This is a genomic window from Streptomyces sp. NPDC006872 (assembly GCF_040635845.1).
Taxonomy (GTDB): domain Bacteria; phylum Actinomycetota; class Actinomycetes; order Streptomycetales; family Streptomycetaceae; genus Streptomyces.
The window spans coordinates 284121-301954 of record NZ_JBEYIL010000008.1 but is presented as its reverse complement, the minus strand read 5'-3'; the positions used below and the strand labels follow the sequence as shown (position 1 = coordinate 301954).

The 17834-nt window shown below is 72.3% G+C and carries 19 protein-coding genes; 7 read left to right on the top strand and 12 right to left on the bottom strand.

The window, feature by feature from the left end:
- Positions 1-44 precede the first annotated feature (44 nt).
- From ABZ725_RS25030 to ABZ725_RS24990, 9 genes are all read right to left on the bottom strand, one after another.
- Positions 45-1025: an ABC transporter substrate-binding protein gene (locus tag ABZ725_RS25030; RefSeq protein WP_358804803.1), complete on the bottom strand. Its 981-nt coding sequence runs from the start codon at positions 1023-1025 to the stop codon at positions 45-47.
- A gap of 79 nt (positions 1026-1104) precedes the next feature.
- Positions 1105-1527, bottom strand: a complete 423-nt coding sequence (locus ABZ725_RS25025) for an acyl dehydratase (RefSeq protein ID WP_358804802.1) — start codon at positions 1525-1527, stop codon at positions 1105-1107.
- Positions 1524-2069 (bottom strand): MaoC family dehydratase N-terminal domain-containing protein, encoded by a 546-nt coding sequence (locus ABZ725_RS25020; protein WP_358804801.1) that lies wholly within the window; start codon positions 2067-2069, stop codon positions 1524-1526. The genes ABZ725_RS25025 and ABZ725_RS25020 overlap by 4 nt, the downstream gene beginning before the upstream one ends.
- On the bottom strand, positions 2066-2866 hold the full coding sequence (locus ABZ725_RS25015) for an IclR family transcriptional regulator (protein ID WP_351907432.1): 801 nt from the start codon (positions 2864-2866) through the stop codon (positions 2066-2068). The genes ABZ725_RS25020 and ABZ725_RS25015 overlap by 4 nt, the downstream gene beginning before the upstream one ends.
- A gap of 16 nt (positions 2867-2882) precedes the next feature.
- Positions 2883-3752 (bottom strand): alpha/beta fold hydrolase, encoded by an 870-nt coding sequence (locus tag ABZ725_RS25010; RefSeq protein WP_358804800.1) that lies wholly within the window; start codon positions 3750-3752, stop codon positions 2883-2885.
- Positions 3749-4705 carry a catechol 1,2-dioxygenase gene (locus tag ABZ725_RS25005; RefSeq protein ID WP_358804799.1) on the bottom strand — a complete coding sequence of 319 codons (957 nt, stop codon included), beginning with the start codon at positions 4703-4705 and terminating at the stop codon, positions 3749-3751. Before ABZ725_RS25005 ends, ABZ725_RS25010 begins: the two co-directional genes overlap by 4 nt.
- Positions 4702-6039 (bottom strand): deacylase, encoded by a 1338-nt coding sequence (locus ABZ725_RS25000; RefSeq protein ID WP_358804798.1) that lies wholly within the window; start codon positions 6037-6039, stop codon positions 4702-4704. The genes ABZ725_RS25005 and ABZ725_RS25000 overlap by 4 nt, the downstream gene beginning before the upstream one ends.
- Entirely contained in the window at positions 6036-6158 is a 123-nt protein-coding gene (locus tag ABZ725_RS24995; RefSeq protein ID WP_351907440.1) for a hypothetical protein, read from the bottom strand. Before ABZ725_RS24995 ends, ABZ725_RS25000 begins: the two co-directional genes overlap by 4 nt.
- On the bottom strand, positions 6155-7387 hold the full coding sequence (locus tag ABZ725_RS24990) for a Rieske 2Fe-2S domain-containing protein (protein ID WP_358804797.1): 1233 nt from the start codon (positions 7385-7387) through the stop codon (positions 6155-6157). Before ABZ725_RS24990 ends, ABZ725_RS24995 begins: the two co-directional genes overlap by 4 nt.
- Positions 7388-7643: 256 nt before the next feature.
- On the opposite strand from ABZ725_RS24990, the gene ABZ725_RS24985 reads away from it, so the two are divergent.
- The 4 genes from ABZ725_RS24985 to ABZ725_RS24970 are packed head-to-tail and all read left to right on the top strand — an operon-like array spanning position 7644 to position 11258.
- On the top strand, positions 7644-8642 hold the full coding sequence (locus ABZ725_RS24985; RefSeq protein WP_358804796.1) for an ABC transporter substrate-binding protein: 999 nt from the start codon (positions 7644-7646) through the stop codon (positions 8640-8642).
- On the top strand, positions 8642-9502 hold the full coding sequence (locus ABZ725_RS24980; protein WP_358804795.1) for an ABC transporter ATP-binding protein: 861 nt from the start codon (positions 8642-8644) through the stop codon (positions 9500-9502). Before ABZ725_RS24985 ends, ABZ725_RS24980 begins: the two co-directional genes overlap by 1 nt.
- On the top strand, positions 9499-10320 hold the full coding sequence (locus ABZ725_RS24975) for an ABC transporter permease (protein ID WP_358804794.1): 822 nt from the start codon (positions 9499-9501) through the stop codon (positions 10318-10320). The genes ABZ725_RS24980 and ABZ725_RS24975 overlap by 4 nt, the downstream gene beginning before the upstream one ends.
- Positions 10317-11258 (top strand): zinc-binding alcohol dehydrogenase family protein, encoded by a 942-nt coding sequence (locus ABZ725_RS24970; RefSeq protein WP_358804793.1) that lies wholly within the window; start codon positions 10317-10319, stop codon positions 11256-11258. Before ABZ725_RS24975 ends, ABZ725_RS24970 begins: the two co-directional genes overlap by 4 nt.
- Before the next feature lie 41 nt (positions 11259-11299).
- Here ABZ725_RS24970 and ABZ725_RS24965 read toward each other — a convergent pair whose 3' ends face one another.
- Together ABZ725_RS24965 and ABZ725_RS24960 are read right to left on the bottom strand one after the other, a co-directional pair.
- The gene (locus tag ABZ725_RS24965) at positions 11300-11713 is read right to left on the bottom strand and encodes an acyl dehydratase (protein WP_358804792.1); all 414 of its coding nucleotides are present in this window, start codon (positions 11711-11713) and stop codon (positions 11300-11302) included.
- The gene (locus tag ABZ725_RS24960; protein WP_358804791.1) at positions 11710-12204 is read right to left on the bottom strand and encodes a MaoC family dehydratase N-terminal domain-containing protein; all 495 of its coding nucleotides are present in this window, start codon (positions 12202-12204) and stop codon (positions 11710-11712) included. Before ABZ725_RS24960 ends, ABZ725_RS24965 begins: the two co-directional genes overlap by 4 nt.
- A 141-nt stretch (positions 12205-12345) precedes the next feature.
- Between ABZ725_RS24960 and ABZ725_RS24955 the strand changes: the two genes are divergently transcribed.
- From ABZ725_RS24955 to ABZ725_RS24945, 3 genes are read left to right on the top strand one after another with little or no spacing between them, the layout of a single operon-like run.
- The gene (locus tag ABZ725_RS24955) at positions 12346-13212 is read left to right on the top strand and encodes an alpha/beta hydrolase (RefSeq protein ID WP_358804790.1); all 867 of its coding nucleotides are present in this window, start codon (positions 12346-12348) and stop codon (positions 13210-13212) included.
- Between the two features lie 17 nt (positions 13213-13229).
- A complete protein-coding gene (locus tag ABZ725_RS24950) occupies positions 13230-15521 on the top strand; it encodes a CoA transferase (RefSeq protein WP_358804789.1) in 2292 nt (763 codons plus the stop codon).
- Positions 15518-17053, top strand: coding sequence for an AMP-binding protein (locus ABZ725_RS24945; protein ID WP_358804788.1), 1536 nt, complete (start codon positions 15518-15520; stop codon positions 17051-17053). Before ABZ725_RS24950 ends, ABZ725_RS24945 begins: the two co-directional genes overlap by 4 nt.
- Here the strand turns inward: ABZ725_RS24945 and ABZ725_RS24940 are convergent.
- Positions 17025-17819 carry an alpha/beta fold hydrolase gene (locus ABZ725_RS24940; protein ID WP_358804787.1) on the bottom strand — a complete coding sequence of 265 codons (795 nt, stop codon included), beginning with the start codon at positions 17817-17819 and terminating at the stop codon, positions 17025-17027. The genes ABZ725_RS24945 and ABZ725_RS24940 overlap by 29 nt on opposite strands.
- Positions 17820-17834: the final 15 nt, after the last annotated feature.

Genomic DNA, 17834 nt, shown 5'->3' with positions numbered 1-17834 from the left:
GAAAGCCCCCCGGCGCGCCCCGCACGCCATGCCGCCGTGTGCCGTCAGGTGGCGTGCTGCTCGTACCAGCCCTTGAGCAGCGTGGTTCCGAGGTCGGGCGATTTCTTGATCAGCTTCTGGGAGAGCAGGAAGTCGACGATCTTCTGGGACGAGGCGATGTCGGAGTCGTCGATGCCGCGCGCGGCGAAACTGATCTCCGGGAGCACCTGAGTGGTCTGCGCCACCGGGAGCTTGGCCTGCTGGGAAGCCGCCTTCGCCGCGGCGGCGGGGTCCTCGCCGACCAGCTTGTCCGCCTCGGCCACGACCTGGAAGATCTTCCCGGCGACGTCCTCGTTGTCCTTCAGCCAGTTCTGGTCGGCGAGCAGCCACTGTGCGTACCGCACGCCGAAGTCGCCGATGCGGCCCGCGATGTGCCCGCCGTCGGCCGCGCCCTTGGCCGCCCACGGTTCGAACAGGATGTACCCGTCGATCAGACCGCGCTTCAGCATCCCGGGGATCTCCGGCGGTGAACTCTGCACGATCTTCACGGACTTCGGGTCGATGCCGTTGTGCCGCAGATACGTGTGGGTGGCGTAGAGGCCGAGCCCCTGGATCGACGCCATCGTCCTGATCTGCTGAGGCTCGGTGATGCCGTTGCGCAGGACCACCTTGAGGTAGCGGTCGGACGTCTGGAAGACGCCCAGGGCCCGCAGGCCGGGGCTGGTCACCATCAGCGGCAGCGCCGTGGAGTCGGCGTTGGCCGAGATCTGCGCGGTGCCCGCCGTCACCGCCTGGGCCGCGGCCGGCCCGCCCTCCGTCTGCACGAGCTGGACGTTCACCCCGGCCTTGTCGAACAGACCGCGCTCCTCGGCCAGATAGAACGGGGCGTACGAGGCGTCGACGCCCAGGGCGACGCGGACCGTCGGCCGCCCGGCCGACCCCACGGACGCCGAGTCCGTCGACCCGGCGGTACAGGCGGAGGCGAGGAGCAGCGCCGCGCAGGCGGCGATCAGGGCACTGAGGGTGCCGGTTCTGGCGGTGTGCATGGACGTCCTCCCAGGGGCGGAAAGCTCGAGGACTCGACGGTCCCAGCGCGGGCCCGGACCGGTAAGCGCGACGTCCTGCTCACCGGACCGACAGCTCCACCGTCCCCGTGACGCAGGGCGTTCCGTTCTCCTTGACGATCGACACGTCGAGCGACACCCGGACCCCGCCGTCGGAGCCGGAACCGGAGCCGGAGTCGGTGACCGAGCGGACCGTCGCCGTCCAGGTGAGGGGTTCGCCGGCCGTGGCGGTCGAGGCGTTGCGCCAACTCACGGCGAGGAGACGGGCGTCGGGACCGGCCCAGGCCAGTGCGTGCCGACTGAGCGTCTCGCCGTGGAGGGTGGACTGCACGACGACGTCCGCGAACCCCTCCGAGACCGCGAAAGCGGTGTCGTAGTGGATGCGGTGCGAGTTCCACGACACGGCGCTGAACCGGAACAGCTGCACCTTGCTGTGCATGTACCGCAGTGGCGCGCAGACCTCACCCGCGATCGGGGCCGTCACGCCGCGCCTCCCCGGGTCTCCGGTTCCAGGGCCTCGCGGACGACGATCGTCTCGTCCACCGCCGTCAGCTCGCTCCCGTCCGCCGACGTGAACCGTGTCGTGAGCGCCAGGAGCACGAACGCGCCCGAGCGGCCGTGCTTGCGCTGGGCGGACACCACCGCCCGGGACGCCGTGACCCGGGTGCCGGCGACCGGCGCCCGCATCAGCCGCACCGACTGACCGCCGTGCACCTGACGCACCGGCAGGCCCCGGGTGCACGGCGACTCCCGCACGGCCAGGCCGTCCGGCCGCAGGTCCCGTTCCACCGGCCCGTCCTCCCAGCTTATCGTTCCCGCGAGGAACAGCGGGGGCGCCTCGACGGGCTCCCCGGCCGCCTCCCGGGCGCGTGCCCACCGGACGTACGCGTCGTCGTTCAGCGCCGCCGCGTACCGGCAGAAGTCCCGGACCGTCATCGCGCCGCAGTCCTCGTGGTCCCAGCGGTCGACGAGACGGCGGGCCCGGGCCAGCACCTCGTCCAGCGCGGACCCCCCGCCGGCGTTCACAGCGCCGACCGCAGGGCTCGGCTGATCCCCAGACCCGCGGTGCGCAGCGCGCCGGCGTGGGCGGTCGCGTCGACGCGGTAGGTGGGCGCCGTGATGGACAGCGCGCCCGCCGGAACGTCCTCGCGCCCGAAGACCGGCACGGCCATGCTCGTGTAGCCGAGCCGCACCTCCTCCGCCTCCGTCGCGACGCCCTGCTCCCGGATCCGCTCCAGCTGGCCGCGCAACCGGCCCGGCGAGGTGATCGTGTGCCGGGTGAACGGCTTCAGCCCGCTCCTGACCACCTCGCCGAAGAGCGCGGCGGGGGAGAAGGCGAGGATCGCCTTGCCGGTGGCCGTGCAGTACAGCGGCAGCCGGCCCGCCACCCGGGACTCCTCGCTCAGCCCCCGGTGCGGCAGGATCTTCTCCAGGTACACCACGTCCAGGCCGTCGTGGATCGCGAAGTGGATCGTCTCCCGGGTGGCCAGCAGCAGATCCTCCATGTACGGCTGGGCCACCTCGCGCAGGATGCGCTGCCGGTGCACCCGCTGGCCGATCTCGAAGAGCCGCAGTCCCAGCCGGTAGTTGCACCCCGCCCTCTCCAGCAGCCCCCAGACGACCAGCTCCTGGCAGAGCCGGTGCACGGTCGCCTTCGCCACGCCCGTGCGGCGCACGAGATCGGCGAGGGACAGCGAGTCGTCGTCGACGGTGAACGCCTCCAGGATGGGCCGCACCTTGCCGAGCACGGAGTTCATCGAGTCGTGGTCGGAAGCGGAGCCGGGGCCGGGGACTGCGGAGCGGTCGATCGGGACGACGGTCATGGGAGCACCTCGCGATTCAGTCGACGGAGGACGCCTCGGCGAGGAACGCCAGGCTGAGCGGGTTGTAAAGATCGGCCTTCTCATGCTGAGGCCAGTGCCCGCATTCGGGGAAGACCTCCAGGCGGGCGCCCGGGATCGCCGCGGCGATCGCCTCCGCCTCCGGGACGTCGCCGAGCGGGTTCTTGTTGCCCCACACGACCAGCGTCGGCGCCTTGATCCGGGCCATGCGGTCCGGGCGCAGCAGGTTGCGCTCGCGGGCCTCGACCTCCTGCAGCGCCAGCAGGTTGTGCAGGTTCCGCCGGAACTCGGGGTGGTGGTAGATCTCGTACCGCACCCGGGTCAGCTCGTCGCCCAGCTCCTCGTCCCACTCCGCCCACAGCAGCCGCAGCCGCTCGCGGGTGAAGGAGACGTCGTCCTCCAGCGCGGCGGCCCGGGTGGAGGTCTTCAGCCGGTCCATCACCTTCGGGTTGATCTTCGTGCCGCCCATGCACAGCAGCTGGAGCGAGGCCACCCGGTCCGGGTGCTCGCTCGCCGCCCACGAGCCCACCCAGCCTCCCAGCGACTCACCGACGAGGTGCGCGCGTTCGGCGCCGACCGCGTCCAGATAGGACAGCAGGTGATCGACGTACGCCGGGATCTCACCGGGCCGGTCCGGCTTGCCGGTGTAGCCGTGCCCCAGCATGTCGACGGCGTGGCAGCGGTAGCCGGCCTCGGCGTGCGCCGGGATGTTCCGTACGAACGCCTCCAGATGCCCCGTGGTGCCGTGCAGGAACACCACGTGCTCGCCGTCCTCCGGGCCGGCCTGCAGGGCGCGGGTCCTGAAGTCGCCGGTCTCGACATACGCATGGCGGTAGTCGAGGCCCGACAGTTCGGTCCAGATGCTCATGGCTGCCTTTCGTCGGTCGGTGCGGGATCGAGGACGGCGACGGCCATCCCGGTGAGCCATTCCGGCATCGGCTCGTAGGCCAGTCGCCGCCCCGGGGCGTGGTCGAGGACGGCGGCCATGAGCAGCCAGGTGCGCAGCTCCTGCGCCCCGTTGCCGGCGGCCTTCTCCAGCTCCTCGGTGGTGAACGCGGTCGTCCGGTGCGCCTGGCCGCGCTCGACGAGCGTCAGGAACTCGTCGTCGAACTCCGGGGTGATCGCCGCCTCGGCGGCGCGGATGATCTCGCGGCGACGCGCGTCGTAGTCCTGCCAGTTCTCGCGGCCGTTCAGCCAGGCGCCGACCATGAACTCCTCGTCGTCGCCGTGCGGATCGCGCCAGTCGGGCCAGGGCAGCCGGTGCGACAGCCCACCGGAGCCGATCACCGCGATCCGGCGGTCGTCGGGGAACGCCAGCGCCGCCTCCCGGATCGCCCGGCCCAGCTGATCGCAGCGCTCCATGGTCGGCAGGGGAGGGGCGAACACGTTCAAGACGAGCGGCACGATCTCCACGTCCAGCCCGTCGAGCAGGTACTGGATCGCGTGCGACTGGCCGTGGTCGATCTGCAGCCGCGCCGAGAACGCGACGTCGAACCGGCCGCCCTCCACCAGCGAGTCGGCGAGATGCCGGGCGAGCGGGACGTCCACCGGCTGCGGACCCTTCGGGGTGCCGGACTCGCCGCTCGCCACGCATTCGCCGACGCCGATCGTGAACGACGGGATCAGATCGAGCCAGAAGCCCCGGAAGTGGTTGGAGCCGACCAGGATCACGGTGTCGGGCCGGGCCGCGGCGAGCGCCTCGCGCGCCTGGCCGAGCGCGTCACGGAAGCGTTCCGCGCGGTCCTTGTGGAGGGTCTGCTCCCAGTGGGTGTTCATCAGCGTGCTGTGCGACGCGCCCACACCCAGGACGATCTCGGTCATGCCGTGGCTCCTTCCAGCTCGGCGCGCGTGCGGGTGACGGTGTCGACGGCCGTCCGGATCAGATGGCGCGTCAGCTTCTCCATGGCCCGCACGGAGACGGTGTTCATGCCCCGCGCGAAGTCGATCCCGAAGGGCGCCTCGACGACCTTGGGCATGCCGACCCGCACGGTGGGGATGCCCCGGCTGCGCAGGATGTTGGCGTCGGTGGCGCCGCTGTTGCCCCGGATCACCTCATGCTCGCGGCCCTCGAACGCGGCCCAGCCCGCCGTCGCGCTACGGCAGATCCAGCTCTCCGGGTCCGTCCGCGTGCCCGGGATCACGACCGCCGTCTCGGCGCTCACGTCGAGGCCGGGCAGCTTGCCGCGGATCGTGTCGATCGCCGCGAGGAACTCCCGCTTGGCCCGCATCGGAGTCATGTCCGGGCCGATGCGCAGATCGACCATCAGGGTGCAGGAGGCCGGCGTCACCGCCGCCGTCCGCGACCAGCCGCCGTGCACGGAGGAGACGATGCCCTGCGGGGCGACCGTGCCCGACGTGTGGCGCTCGGCGTACTCGACGAACCACTCCTCCAGGTACCGGATCACCTCACCGGCGCGGGCGATCGCGTTGTCATAGGGCAGGCGATGCCGTGAGCCGACGTAGGTGTGCGTGCCGCGGACGGTGACCTCGAACCAGACGAGGCCCACCTCGTCCCAGGAGACCGTCCAGCCCGGCTTGGCGATGACCGCGTAGTCGGTCCACACGCCCTGCTCCAGAAGGAACGAACAGCCCACGCCCTGGCCCGTGTTGCGCCGCACCCCGACCGGCCGGGCGTTCGTGGGCATGCCACCCGCGCCGAACGCGGCCACCAGATCGCCGGTGAGCGGCACGCCCGCCAGCCCGATGGCCTCGGCGGCCATCATCACGCACGCGGCGTGCCCCTTCGGGTTGGAGGCGCCGAGGCCGACGACGAGATCGTCGTAGACCGTGGCCTGCGGGCGCATGTCGTCCCGCAGCTCGGGGCCGATCCACGGGAGGTCCTCGCTCTCCTCGCCGACGGTGAGGGTGTCGATCGGCGCGTAGAGCATCAGGTCGGGGCCGGTGCCGTCGCCCTCCAGCCGGGCCCAGGCGTTGGCCTGCCGGTCGTCGAGCGGCTGAACCTCCGTACGGCATCCGGAGATCGCGAGAGTGTCCGCGATGTGCGCGGCGAGCGGCCCCTCGTCACCGGTGGGGCTCGGGATGTCGACGAGCCCGATGATCAGCTCGCGCAGCCGGTCGCCGGTCACATGCCGCCAGGCCTCCTCGGCCCAGCCGCGCCGGCGGTCGTCGAGGCCCGCGAGCCCGTCGGCGCTCACTGGTTGATCCTGTGGACCTGGGTCATGGCGGTGCGCGCGAGGCGCTTCCTCGCCAGGGGGATGCCGACGGCGATCGCGGCCCCGGCCAGCAGGGTGAGCAGGGTACGGCCCATGGTCATGCCTTCTTCTCGATCGGGGGGTTCCCGCCCGCCGGGTTCGCGCCCGCCGCCGCGAGTTTCTTGGCGTACTCCTCCTCGCTGAGGTTCCGCCAGGCGGTCAGTGAGATGTCGGGGCGGTAGAGCTTCTCCGGCGGCGCGTCCGTGATGTCGACCATCCACGCGTCCTGGCCGGAGAACTGGCCGTGGAACAGCCAGCGGATCGCGCCCAGGTACTTGGCGTAGAAGCGGAGCGTGTTCCAGCCCTCGGTGAAGTTGACCATCACGCCGACGTAGCGGTGGCTGTCCTCGTCGACGGGGACGTAGAACTCGTAGTGGATGAAGTTCGGGTAGGCGATCCGCAGCACCCCCGGCATGGACAGGGAGGCGAAGCCGGGGAACTCCTGCGCCTCGATGACCGGGTCGACCCGGTCCGGCTTGCCGGTGTTGCCGATGTTGAAGGTCTCCTTCGGCGGCTGCTGCTTCCACCAGCGCTTGTTGCTCCAGCGGCCCACGCCGGGGAAGTCGGCCTCCCAGTGGACCTCGTCCTGCACCCGGAAGATCCACCGGTCCCTGGGCACGATCCGGGTGATGTTCCAGGTCGGCATGGGCTTGAACAGCCGCCACAGCGCCGTGCGGTGCAGATACTTGGCGTGCCCCTCGTCGAAGCCGTTCTCGCAGGCGAAGCGCCAGTTGCCGGAGCGCGGATCGATCCGCCCGCCCATCACGAAGGCGTTCTCCACCAGCTCCTCGGGGAGCTGCGAGTCGATCGGCTGCGGTTCCTCGTCGGCGATTGGGATGTACACCCACACCATGCCGAGCCGCTCCTCGACCGGGTACGTGCGCACCGAGACCTTGCCGGTGAGCCGGCAGCCCGGCCCGTCGGTGATGACCGCGCTCAGCTTCCCGGTGGGCAGGTCGAAGGTCCAGCCGTGGTACGGGCAGCTGACGGTGCCGGGGAACTGCTGATCGCCCTCCGACAGCGGCACCCCCCGGTGCGGGCAGCGGTTGTGCAGGGCGTACGCCGTGCCGTTGTCCCTGATCAGCGTGATCTTCTCGCCGCAGATCGTGAACGGCAACGGTTTGCCGGTGATCTGGCCGGCCCAGGTGACCGGATACCAGTAGCCGCGGAAGCCCGCGCCCGCCGCGTCGTAGTGGGGCCAGGACCGCCAGTCCTGGCGGCCGGGCTCGCCGGATGCTCTGCGGCGCCCGCGGACGGGAGTCTGTGCCTCGGGTGAGTCCTCGACCGTCATCGTGCGTGTCCTCCTGCTGCCGTGCGAACAGTCGACCCGAGCATGCGGGCGCCGACGGATCTGCCCAAGGGACCCGTCTCGCTGAGCAGAACGCACCCTCGACGACGGGACGGCGGAGGGATCCTCGGGCCGCGTCCCGCTCAGCGGACCCATGCCGATGCGGGGAGGTCGGGCCGAGGTCTACGGTGCGCCAATTCGGGCCGCTCTTCGACGACCCGCCGCGACCGGCGGTCTCTTCCCCATCACCGAGGTGCGCATGCAGACACCGTCCCGCCCAAGACGTCTCCTCGCAGGTTCCGCAGCCCTGACCGCCGCACTCCTCACGCTCACCTCGTGCGGCGCCGGCACCACCGACTCGACCGCGGCCGGGGGCGGGAAGGACGCCGGCCCCACGATCCGGATCGCCGTCGGCATCGACCCCTCCTTCGCCCCCTTCTTCCTCGCCGACGCCCAGGGACTGTGGGCGAAGCACGGCGTCGACGTCCGACTCGTCCAGTTCGGCAAGGGCGGTGAGGGGGTGGACGCCCTCGGCGCCGGCCAGGTGCAGCTGGCCGGCAACTCCGACACCACCACCATCGGAGTGCTCCAGCAGACCCCCTCGCTCCGGTCGCTGCTGGTGTACGAGCAGTCCGGCCGCTATCTGAAGGTCGTCCTCGGCCCGAAGACCGAGTCGGCCGCGCAGATCAGGAAGATGGCCGTCGTCCCCGGCCTCTCCGAGCTCGCCGCCACCCGGTTCCTGGAGTCGAAGGGCATCGACCCCGAGACGGTCGACCTGGTCACCGCCGACCCGCCCGAGATCCCGGCGCTGACCCAGAAGGGAGACGTCGACGCCTACGTCCTGTGGGAGCCCTGGCCCACGAAAGGCATGGCGCTCGGCGAGAGGATCCTGGAGACCACCGGCGACTTCGGCCTGTCCTACTCCCACTGGCTGCTGACGACCGACACCTGGCTCAAGGACGACCCCGCGACCGCCGTCAAGGTCGCGCAGGCCCTCCAGGAGGCCGCCGAGAAGACCGAGAGCGACCCGGACGCGGCTGCCGAGGCCACGAAGAAGGCCACCAAGATCCCGACGGCCCAGACCGTGAACGCGATCAAGGAGATCGACTTCGCGGTCCGTGACTTCACCGCCGAGGACCTGAAGGCGTACGACGACACCGCCTCCTTCTATCTGGGCACCGGCAAGGTCAAGGCGAAGCCGGACGTGTCCACGGCCGTCCTGCGCGGCTGGTCCACCGAGCACCTGAAGGGATCCTGATGACCAAGGCCATCGAGACCACCGAGACCGAGACCACCGAAGTGGCGAGCGGGCGGGCGGCCGGGCGCGGCGCCGCACTGCGCGCCGACGGCGTCGGCATCCGCTTCGGCTCGTTCGAGGCGGTGCGGGACATATCCCTGGACATCGCCGCCGGTGAATTCCTCTGTCTGCTCGGCCCGAGCGGCTGCGGCAAGTCCACCCTGCTGTCGGCGATGGCGGGATTCGTGACGCCGAGCGAGGGCAGCCTCACCGCGGGCGGCGCCGAGATCACCGGGCCCGACCCCGAACTGGGCATGGTCTTCCAGAGCAGCGAGGCGCTCTTCGACTGGATGACGATCCGGCAGAACGTGATGTTCGGACCGCGCATGCGCCGAAAATCACGAGCGGTGCAGAGGGAACTCGCCGACGAATATCTGCGGTTGGTCGGGCTGCGGCACTGCGCCGACCGCTTCCCCGGCCAGTTGAGCGGCGGCATGCGGCAACGCGTGCAGATCGCCCGCGTGTTGGCCAACGAACCGGGCGTCGTCCTCATGGACGAACCGTTCGGCGCGCTCGACGCACAGACCCGGCAGGTGCTCCAGGAGGAGACGGACCGCATCTGGCGCGCCTCGGGCTGCACCGTCGTGTTCGTCACCCACGACATCGACGAGGCGATCCTGCTCGCCGACCGCATCGCCGTGATGACCGCGGGACCGGCGGCGAGGATCAAGTCCGTGTACCCGGTGGATCTGCCGAGACCACGCGACGAGGCCGACCCGGGCGTCGTCGAACTGCGCCGCAGCCTCCGGGAGGACATCGGCGAAGAGGTCCGCAAGGCCCTGCGCGACCAGGGCCTGGACACGGAGGAGGACGTCCGATGACGGTTGCGACGGCGGGCACAGCCGCCACCCCACAGGCCAGGCGGCGCTCCGACCGGGCGAGCGCCCGGAGCCTGCGCACGATCGGCCTGTACACCCTGTCCGTCCTCATCGGCGTCGGCGTCTGGCAGCTGCTGGCCATCCAGTACGGCTCCTCCCTGGTCGCCTCGCCCAAGGAGACCCTGTCGGCGGCGGAGGAACTGGCCCGGGACGGCACGCTGACCAACTCGATCATCGCCTCCGGCCGGCGCATCCTGATCGGCTGGGGACTCGGGATCGTCGTCGGCGTGCCGGTCGGCCTGCTGGTGGGACAGATCAAGGTCGTACGCCAACTGCTGGACCCGTACATCGAGTTCTTCCGGTTCATCCCGCCGGTCGCCTTCGTCACCCTGGCCGTGGTGTGGCTGGGCATCGGCGAGTCGTCGAAGGTGGTCCTGATCTTCTACACGGCCGTCTTCATCGTCACCCTCAACACGAGCGCCGGCGTCATGGCGGTGAGCGAGTCCAAGCTCAGGGCGGCGGCCGGCCTGGGCGCGAGCCGACGGCAGATCCTTCAGCGGATCGTCCTGCCGTCCACCGTGCCGCACATCATCACCGGCGCACGGCTGGCCATGGGCAACAGCTTCCTGACCATCGTCTCCGCCGAGATCGTCGCCGCCCAGGTCGGTCTCGGCTCGCTGATCTGGACCTCCCGCAACTACGGCCGGATCGACTGGGTCTTCGTCGGAATCATCACCCTGGGCATCCTCGGGTTCGTCTTCGACCGCGTCCTGCGGATCGTCGCCTCCCGGGCCCTGCGTCGATACGGAGTGAAACTGTGAGTCGTGCCCTTGTCCTGGAGACGTTCGGCGCGCTGCCGAGGCTCGTGGAGCGGCCGATACCGGAGCCGAGGCCCGGCCACACCCTCGTACGGCTGAGCGCCGCCGCCGTCACCCACCTCGATCTCAACGTCGTCGACGGCCGGTTCGGCATCCTCCCCGACCTGCCGGCGGTGCCCGGAACCGCGGGCAGCGGAACCGTCCTGGCCTCGGACACCCATCCGGAGGGCAGCCTCGTCCAACTCCGGGGCAAGGCCCTCGGGCTGCGCAGGGACGGCTGCTGGGCGGAGCACGCCCTGGTGCCGGACGCGGCCGTCGAGGCCGTACCGGCCGGCACCGATCCCGCGCTGGCGTGCAGCTACTTCTCCCCGGTGGGCACGGCCTGGGCGGCGGTGCACCCGGTCGCGGCCGTGCTGCCGGGGGAGCGGGTCCTGGTGACCGGGGCCGCGGGCGCGGTCGGCGCGCTGACCGTGCAGCTCGCCGCGCGGGCCGGGGCGGAGGTGGTCGGCGTGGTCGGCCGCCCGGCCAAGCTGGCGCACGTCCCGCCGCCCGCGAAGGCCGTGTCGGCGGCCGAGCTGTCGCCGGAGGCGGTCGGCGGACCGATCGACGTGCTGATCGACACCGTGGGCGGGCCCGTGCTGCGGGACGCGCTGCGGCTGGTCCGTCCACGCGGGCGCGCCGCCCTCGTCGGCTACACCGCCGGACGCGAGTTCACCGTGGACCTCGCCGACTTCCTCCTCGCCGACGTGTCGCTCAGAACCGTCAACCTGATGTCACGGGCCGCGGAGGTCGCCGGCGACGTACGGCGACTGCTCGCCGAACTCACGGCGGGAGAGCTGACGCTGCCGATCGAGCGGTACGCGCTCGACGACCTCGCCGAGGCCGTCGAGCGGCTGCGGACCGGGGAGGCGGTCGGCAGGGTGACGCTCGACCTGGACTGACGCCGGGTCCTGGGGCCTGTCCGGCCGGACAGGCCCCAGGCTCACTCCGGTACGACCACCGCGCGGCCCCGGCAGCACACCGTGCCGTCGGGGCCGCAGTGTTCGACGAGGTCCAGCGTGACCGCACCGCTCGCCGCGTCCACCGCCCGCACCGTGCCGGTCACCACGAGCCGGTCCCCGGCGTGCGCGGGCGCCCGGTTCTGCCACCCGACCTCCACGACGCGTCCGGCGTCCCCCGCGAACCGCGCCGCCGCGCGATGGAACAGACAGCCGTGCAACTGCGCCATGACCACCGGCCCGGCCAACCCCTCCGAGCGCGCGAACTCGCCGTCGTAGTGGATGCGGTGGGCGTTGCGCGTGACCGCGCCGAAGCGGAGCAGGCCGACGGCGCTCGGGGTCAGCTCGACGGCCGGCACCGCCTGTCCCACGGTGATCTGGCGGACATGAGCCGTCATCGGACGATGAACCTCTCCGTGACGTCGATGATCTCGACGGCCTCGACGAGGGCGCTCCGCTCCGCCGCGTACGTCTTCTCGACCGTCAGCAGCAGGAACCCCGCGTCGCCGCCCTTGCGTTCCACGCCCGTGAGGGCCCGGCGCATCCTGATCCGGTCCCCGGGCCGCACCTCGGCCCGGAAGTGCACGTCCTGGCCGCCCGCCATCAGCCGGACGTCGAGTCCGTCGGTGCCGGGCACCTCGTCGCGGTACATGCCGTCGGGCCGGAACTCGGCCGGTTCGGCGCCCGGCGCGCCGCGCAGCAGACTCACCGCGTACAGGGGATGGACGCGGAAGCCGGGGTGACCGGGATCGACCAGGTGCGGTGCGCTCTCGCCGGCGGCGCGGGCGAACTCCGCGGCGTCCTCGGCCCGTACGACTCCCAGGGACCGCTGCTCCGGGACCCCGATCGCCGCCCGGGCCCTCTGCTCGGCCAGTTCCAACGCCGACATGCGCCGCCTCCCCACTCACGTCACGGGCTGTGCACACTAAGGTCAGCCTCCGCGCGACGGCCACGGAACCGGACCGTTCAACGGACCGTTCAACGGACCGATCCGCTTGGGCGGCGATCACCCCCGCCCCACCATCGGTCCATGGACCTCATGGACATCCAGACGCCCCCGCAGGGCGCCTACGCGGAAGCGGACGGCGTCAAGTACCACTACGTCGAGCTGGGGGAGGGCAGTCCGACCGTGTTCCTGCACGGCGGCGGGCCCGGCTGCACCGGCTGGTCCGACTTCGGGCAGGTGGCCTCGCTGTTCGCCGCCGACCGCCGCTGCCTCCTCGTCGACATCCTGCAGTACGGCAAGTCCGCCAAGCCCGTCATCGAGGGCCCCATGTGGGACTACCACGCCGCGAAGACCGTGGCCCTCCTCGACGCCCTCGGCGTGGAGCGCGCCGACTTCGTGTGCAACTCGTGGGGCGGCACCATCGCGCTCAACCTCGCCGCCAAGTACCCCGAGCGCGTACGGTCGTTGGTGATCACCGGCAGCATGCCCGTGTTCTACGGCCCCCTCGCGCCCCTCCCCGAGGGCGGCCGCCGCGGCCGCAACGCCCGCGACGTCTACTACGGCGGCACCGGCCCGTCCTGGCAGAAGATGCGCGAGCTGATCGCCCGTCTGGAGTGGTACGACCCGGAGGCCGTCCCCGACGGCACCGTCACCCTGCGCCACGAGCAGAGCCTCGACCCCGAGGAGACCGCCCTCGCCGGCGCCTCCGACAACCCGCGCGGCGACTGGCAGGACCTCACCGCCGAACTCGGCCGCGTCCAGGCCCCTACCCTCTTCCTGTGGGGCATGCACGACGCCTTCCTCACCCCCGACTACCCGCTGATGCTGGCCCGCATGATCCCCAAGGGAAACCTCCATGTGATCAGCGAGGCCTCCCACCACCCCCAGGAGGAGCGGCCGTACGACTACCACAGCGTCGTCAGCGGCTTCCTGAACCAGCGACACCAGTGACACACAGGGGAGGAAACGTGAGCGGACCGGCTCTGCGCGTCGTCGAACTGTCCAGTCCCTTCGTCCGGTTCGCGGGCCGGCTGCTCGTCGGCCTCGGACACGAGGTCGTGCTGGTCGAACCCCCGGACGGCGACCCGACCCGGCGCGAGTCGGCCGGCGCCGCCTTCGCCCACTGGCACGCCGGGAAGCGATCCGTCGTCGTCGGCTCTGTGCAGGAACTGCGCCGCCTGCTCGAAGGCGCGGACGTGCTGCTCGACGGGACACCGGACGGAGCGGAGGCTCCCGACCATCTGGTGCACGTCCGCGTCACGCCCTTCGGGCTCGTCGGGCCGCGTTCCCACTGGCAGGGCACCGACCTCGTGGTGGCGGCGCTGGGCGGGATGCTGGCGCAGGTGGGCGACCCGGACGGGCCGCCGCTGCGGCTGCCCGAGAACCAGGCCGAGCAACTCGCCGGCGTCAACGCGGCGATCGCCGCCCTCCTCGGGCTCCGCGCCCGCCGCCGGGGCCCCGGCCAGCTGATCGACGTGTCCGCGCAGGCCTGTACGGCGGCCGCGCTGGAGGCGGGCGCCCTCGCCTATCTGCACGAGGACCGGGTGCCGCCCCGGCCGGGAGCCGTGCACCCGCTCGTGCCGCACGGTCTGTTCCGCGCCGCCGACGGCTACCTGGGCGGCGGGCTCGGCGGCAGCCCCCGTATGTGGGACGCGCTCCTGGAGTGGCTGCGCGAGGAGGGCGCCGAGGCCGATCTCGGCGAGCCGCGCTGGCAGGACCCGGTCGAACGCAAGAAACACCAGGAGCATGTCTTCAAGGTCGTCCAGGACTTCGCGGGCGCCTGGCCCAAGGCCGAGTTCGCCGAGGCGGCGCAGGCCAGGAAGCTGCCCTGGGCCGCCGTGGACCTGCCGCAGGAACTGCCGGACAACCCGCAGCTCACGGCCCGCGGCTTCTTCACCCGGGTGGCCGGGCGGACCGACGTCGGTTTCCCCTTCGCGTTCCCGGAGGGCCGCCGGACGCAGGACCTGGACGTCCCCGGCCTCGACGCCGACCGCGCCCTCCTCGACACACCCCGCCCGGCGCCCCGGGTCGTCGCCGCGCAGAACCCCGCGCGGCCCGCGCTGGACGGCGTCCGCGTTCTCGACCTGACCTGGGTGCTCGCGGGCCCGTACTGCACGAAGATCCTCGCCGACCACGGCGCCGACGTCATCAAGGTCGAGTCGGCGGGCCGCCCCGACCCCACCCGGTTCGCCCCCTTCATGCACCTCTCCCGGGGCCCGCACACGGACCCGAACACCAGCGGCTACTTCAACGACGTCAACCGCAACAAGCGCAGCATCACGCTGGACACCCGCTCTGCGGACGGCCTCGCCGTGCTGCGCGACCTCATCGCGTCCTGCGACGTCCTCGTGGAGAACTTCAGCTCCACCGTCATGACCCGGATGGGCCTCGGCCACGAGGAGCTCGCCCGGATCAACCCCGGCATCGTCTACGTCAGCATGTCGGGCATGGGGCACACCGGCCCCCGCAACGGCTGGGTCTCGTACGCCGACACGGTCTCGGCCGCCTCCGGGCTGACCGGGCTGACCGGCTGGGGGCCGCAGGACGTGGTCGGCGTGATCTACGGCCACGGCGACATCGTCGCGGGACTCCAGGCCGCACTCGGGACCCTCGCCGCCCTGGAACACCGCGAGGAGACCGGACGCGGGCAGCACATCGACCTGTCCCAACTCGAGGCGATCGCCGCGCACATGGGCACCAGCCTGCTCACCGGCACCCCCTCGGCGCCGACGGGCAACACCCACCCCGAGTGGAGCCCGCAGGGCGTGTACCGGTGTCTCGGCGCCGACCGCTGGCTGGCCGTCAGCGTGCGCTCGGACCCCGAGTGGGCGGCCCTGTGCGAGGTCGTCGGCCGCCCCGACCTCGCCACCGACGAGCGGACCCGGACGGCGCGGGCCCGCCGACGCGACAGCGCCCTCGTCGACGAAGCCCTCGGCGCCTGGGCCCGAGCGATGCCGGCCGACCTCGCCGCCGAGCTCCTCCAGGAGGTAGGCGTCCCGGCCGGAGCCGTGCAGGACGGGCGTGAACTCGTCGAGCACGACCCGCAGTTGCGGGCGCGCGGCTTCTACGTCCGCCAGGAGCACCCGGCCGCGGGCGCCTTCCTGCACGAGGGAGTGCCGATCCGGCTCACCCGCACGCCCGGCGCCGTCCGCGAGCCCGCGCCCCTGCTCGGCGCCGACACCGACGCCGTACTGCGGGAGGTGGCGGGGTACTCGCCGGAGCGGATCGGGCAGTTGCGGGACGCCGGGGTGCTGCGGTGATCGGGGCCCGCTCCGTCCCCGGGCTGCTGGACGCGGCCGCCGAGGAGTTCGGCGACCGGGTCTTCCTGCGGGTGGGCGAGGTGACGCGCACCTACCGGGAGACCCGCCGGACCGCCGCCACGACGGCCGGGGCGCTCGCGGCCCGCGGCTGCCGTCCCGGCGACCGCATCGCCGCCATGACCGGCAACCGCATCGAGCTCGTCGACCTGATCCTCGGCAGCGCGTGGCTCGGCGCGGTCCTCGTCCCGCTCAACACCGGCCTGCGCGGTCCCGGCCTGCGGCACGTGCTGCACGCCGCCGACCCCGCGTTCCTGCTGGCGGAGCCCGAGCCGGCCGCACGCGTAGTCGAGGCCGGCTACCGGGGAACGCTGTGGGTCACCGACGGGATCGACGACCTCCCGACGCCCGGGGACGGCGCGCCGGAACTCCCGCCCGCCCGGGTCCGCGCCGAGGACACCGCGTTCGTCCTGTTCACCTCGGGCACCACCGGGACCTCGCGCGGCGTGCGCTGCCCGCACGCCCAGTTCTCCTGGTGGGGCCGCAACGTCGCCGACTCCCTGCGGCTGACCGCCGACGACGTCCTGCACACCTGCCTGCCCCTGTTCCACACCAACGCCCTGAACGCGCTGGCCCAGGCCATGACCGTGGGCGCCGCCTACTCGCTCGCGCCGCGCTTCTCGGCCTCCCGGTACTGGACGCAGGTCGCGCAGGCCGAGGCGACCGTCGTCCATCTGCTCGGCGCGATGGTCCCCATGCTGCTCGCTCAGCCCCCCGGCCCCGACGACCGTGCACACCGCGCGTGGCGCGGCCTCTCACCGGCCACTCCCGGCCCCGCATGGCAGCCGTTCCGTGAGCGCTTCGGCGTCACCCTCGTCGACGGATTCGGCTCCACCGAGACCAATCTCGTCATCGGATCCACCCCCGAGGAACAGCGGCCCGGCTGCCTCGGCACCGTCCGCGACGGGTTCTCGGCGCGTGTCGTCGACGAGCTGCTCGCCCCGGTCCCCGACGGCACACCCGGCGAACTCGTCGTCCGCAGCCACCAGCCGTTCGCCTTCGCCACCGGCTACCTGGGCGACGCCGAGAGCCCGGCCCCGGCCGACTGGCGGCGCACCGGAGACCGCGTGGTCCGGGAGCCGGACGGCTCGTTCCGGTTCGTCGACCGCATCAAGGACGTCATCCGCCGCCGCGGCGAGAACATCTCCTCGCAGGAGGTGGAGTCCGCCGTCCGCACCCATCCGGCGGTCGCCGACGCCGCCGCCTTCCCGGTGGCCTCGGAGCTGGCCGAGGACGAGGTCATGGTGGCCGTGGTCCTCCGCCCGGACCGCACCCTCGACCCCCACGACCTCGTACGGCACTGCGAGCGCGAGCTGCCCCCGTTCGCCGTGCCCCGCCATGTCGACGTCGTGGCGGAGCTGCCGCTCACCGAGACCGGCAAGGTCCGCAAGGCGGAGCTCCGCGCCCGGGGGATCACGGCGACGACCTGGGACCGTACGGCCCGGCTCAGCCCTTCGCCACCCACTCCCGGATGACCTCGGCGAACTCCTGCGGAAGCTGCTCCGGCACGGGTACGTGACCGCCCGACAGCACCCGGGTCTCCCAGCCGAGCGCCGCGAACTTCTCCAGCGCGGGCAGCGAGTAGTGGTCGCCCGGGGCGCAGACCGCGAGGGCGCGGGCGGTGACGTACGGCAGCCGCTCCTCCATCCGGTACCGGGTCACCGCCAGATGGCCCTCCTCCACCCGGTCCAGGACGGTGAGCGCGTCCACCATGAACCGGTGGAGCGCGGCCTCCTCGCCCGGCCGGTAGAAGCCGCGGCGCCGGTTCCACAGCTCCAGCAGATGCGAGCCGTCGGGCCTGGGGTCGACATGGTCGACCGGCTTGCGGGTCGCGGCCCGGCCGCGCCGCTCCTCGTCGACGAAGGGCGTGCCGGACAACAGCAGGCCGGCCACCCGGTCCTGGAGACGCGCGGCGACCTCCACGGCGATCACTCCGCCGGTGTGGTGGCCCACCAGGTGGAAACGGTCCAGGCCGAGCGCGTCGACGAGCGCGAGCACCCCGTCGGCGAACCGTTCGACGGAGTGCGGCCCGTCGGGCTTCGCGGAGGCGCCGAAGCCCAGGGTGTCCATGGCGATCGCCCGGTGCCCGGCGGCTCCGACCAGTGGCAGCACGTCCAGGTACTCGGTCCAGGAGCGCGGCGTCTGGTGGAGCATCAGCACGGGCTCGCCGGTGCCGTACTCGACGTAGTGCAACTGCCCGAAGGGACTGGGGACATAGCCGCGCCGCAGGACGTGCGTCATGGTGACCTTCTTTCG

Coding starts and splice junctions, on each gene's coding strand:
- ABZ725_RS25030 (WP_358804803.1), bottom strand. CDS start 1,025: ATGCACACCGCCAGAACCGGCACCCTCAGTGCCCTGATCGCCGCCTGC.
- ABZ725_RS25015 (WP_351907432.1), bottom strand. CDS start 2,866: ATGACCGTCGTCCCGATCGACCGCTCCGCAGTCCCCGGCCCCGGCTCC.
- ABZ725_RS25010 (WP_358804800.1), bottom strand. CDS start 3,752: ATGAGCATCTGGACCGAACTGTCGGGCCTCGACTACCGCCATGCGTAT.
- ABZ725_RS25005 (WP_358804799.1), bottom strand. CDS start 4,705: ATGACCGAGATCGTCCTGGGTGTGGGCGCGTCGCACAGCACGCTGATG.
- ABZ725_RS24995 (WP_351907440.1), bottom strand. CDS start 6,158: ATGACCATGGGCCGTACCCTGCTCACCCTGCTGGCCGGGGCCGCGATC.
- ABZ725_RS24990 (WP_358804797.1), bottom strand. CDS start 7,387: ATGACGGTCGAGGACTCACCCGAGGCACAGACTCCCGTCCGCGGGCGC.
- ABZ725_RS24985 (WP_358804796.1), top strand. CDS start 7,644: ATGCAGACACCGTCCCGCCCAAGACGTCTCCTCGCAGGTTCCGCAGCC.
- ABZ725_RS24980 (WP_358804795.1), top strand. CDS start 8,642: ATGACCAAGGCCATCGAGACCACCGAGACCGAGACCACCGAAGTGGCG.
- ABZ725_RS24975 (WP_358804794.1), top strand. CDS start 9,499: ATGACGGTTGCGACGGCGGGCACAGCCGCCACCCCACAGGCCAGGCGG.
- ABZ725_RS24965 (WP_358804792.1), bottom strand. CDS start 11,713: ATGACGGCTCATGTCCGCCAGATCACCGTGGGACAGGCGGTGCCGGCC.
- ABZ725_RS24960 (WP_358804791.1), bottom strand. CDS start 12,204: ATGTCGGCGTTGGAACTGGCCGAGCAGAGGGCCCGGGCGGCGATCGGG.
- ABZ725_RS24955 (WP_358804790.1), top strand. CDS start 12,346: ATGGACCTCATGGACATCCAGACGCCCCCGCAGGGCGCCTACGCGGAA.
- ABZ725_RS24940 (WP_358804787.1), bottom strand. CDS start 17,819: ATGACGCACGTCCTGCGGCGCGGCTATGTCCCCAGTCCCTTCGGGCAG.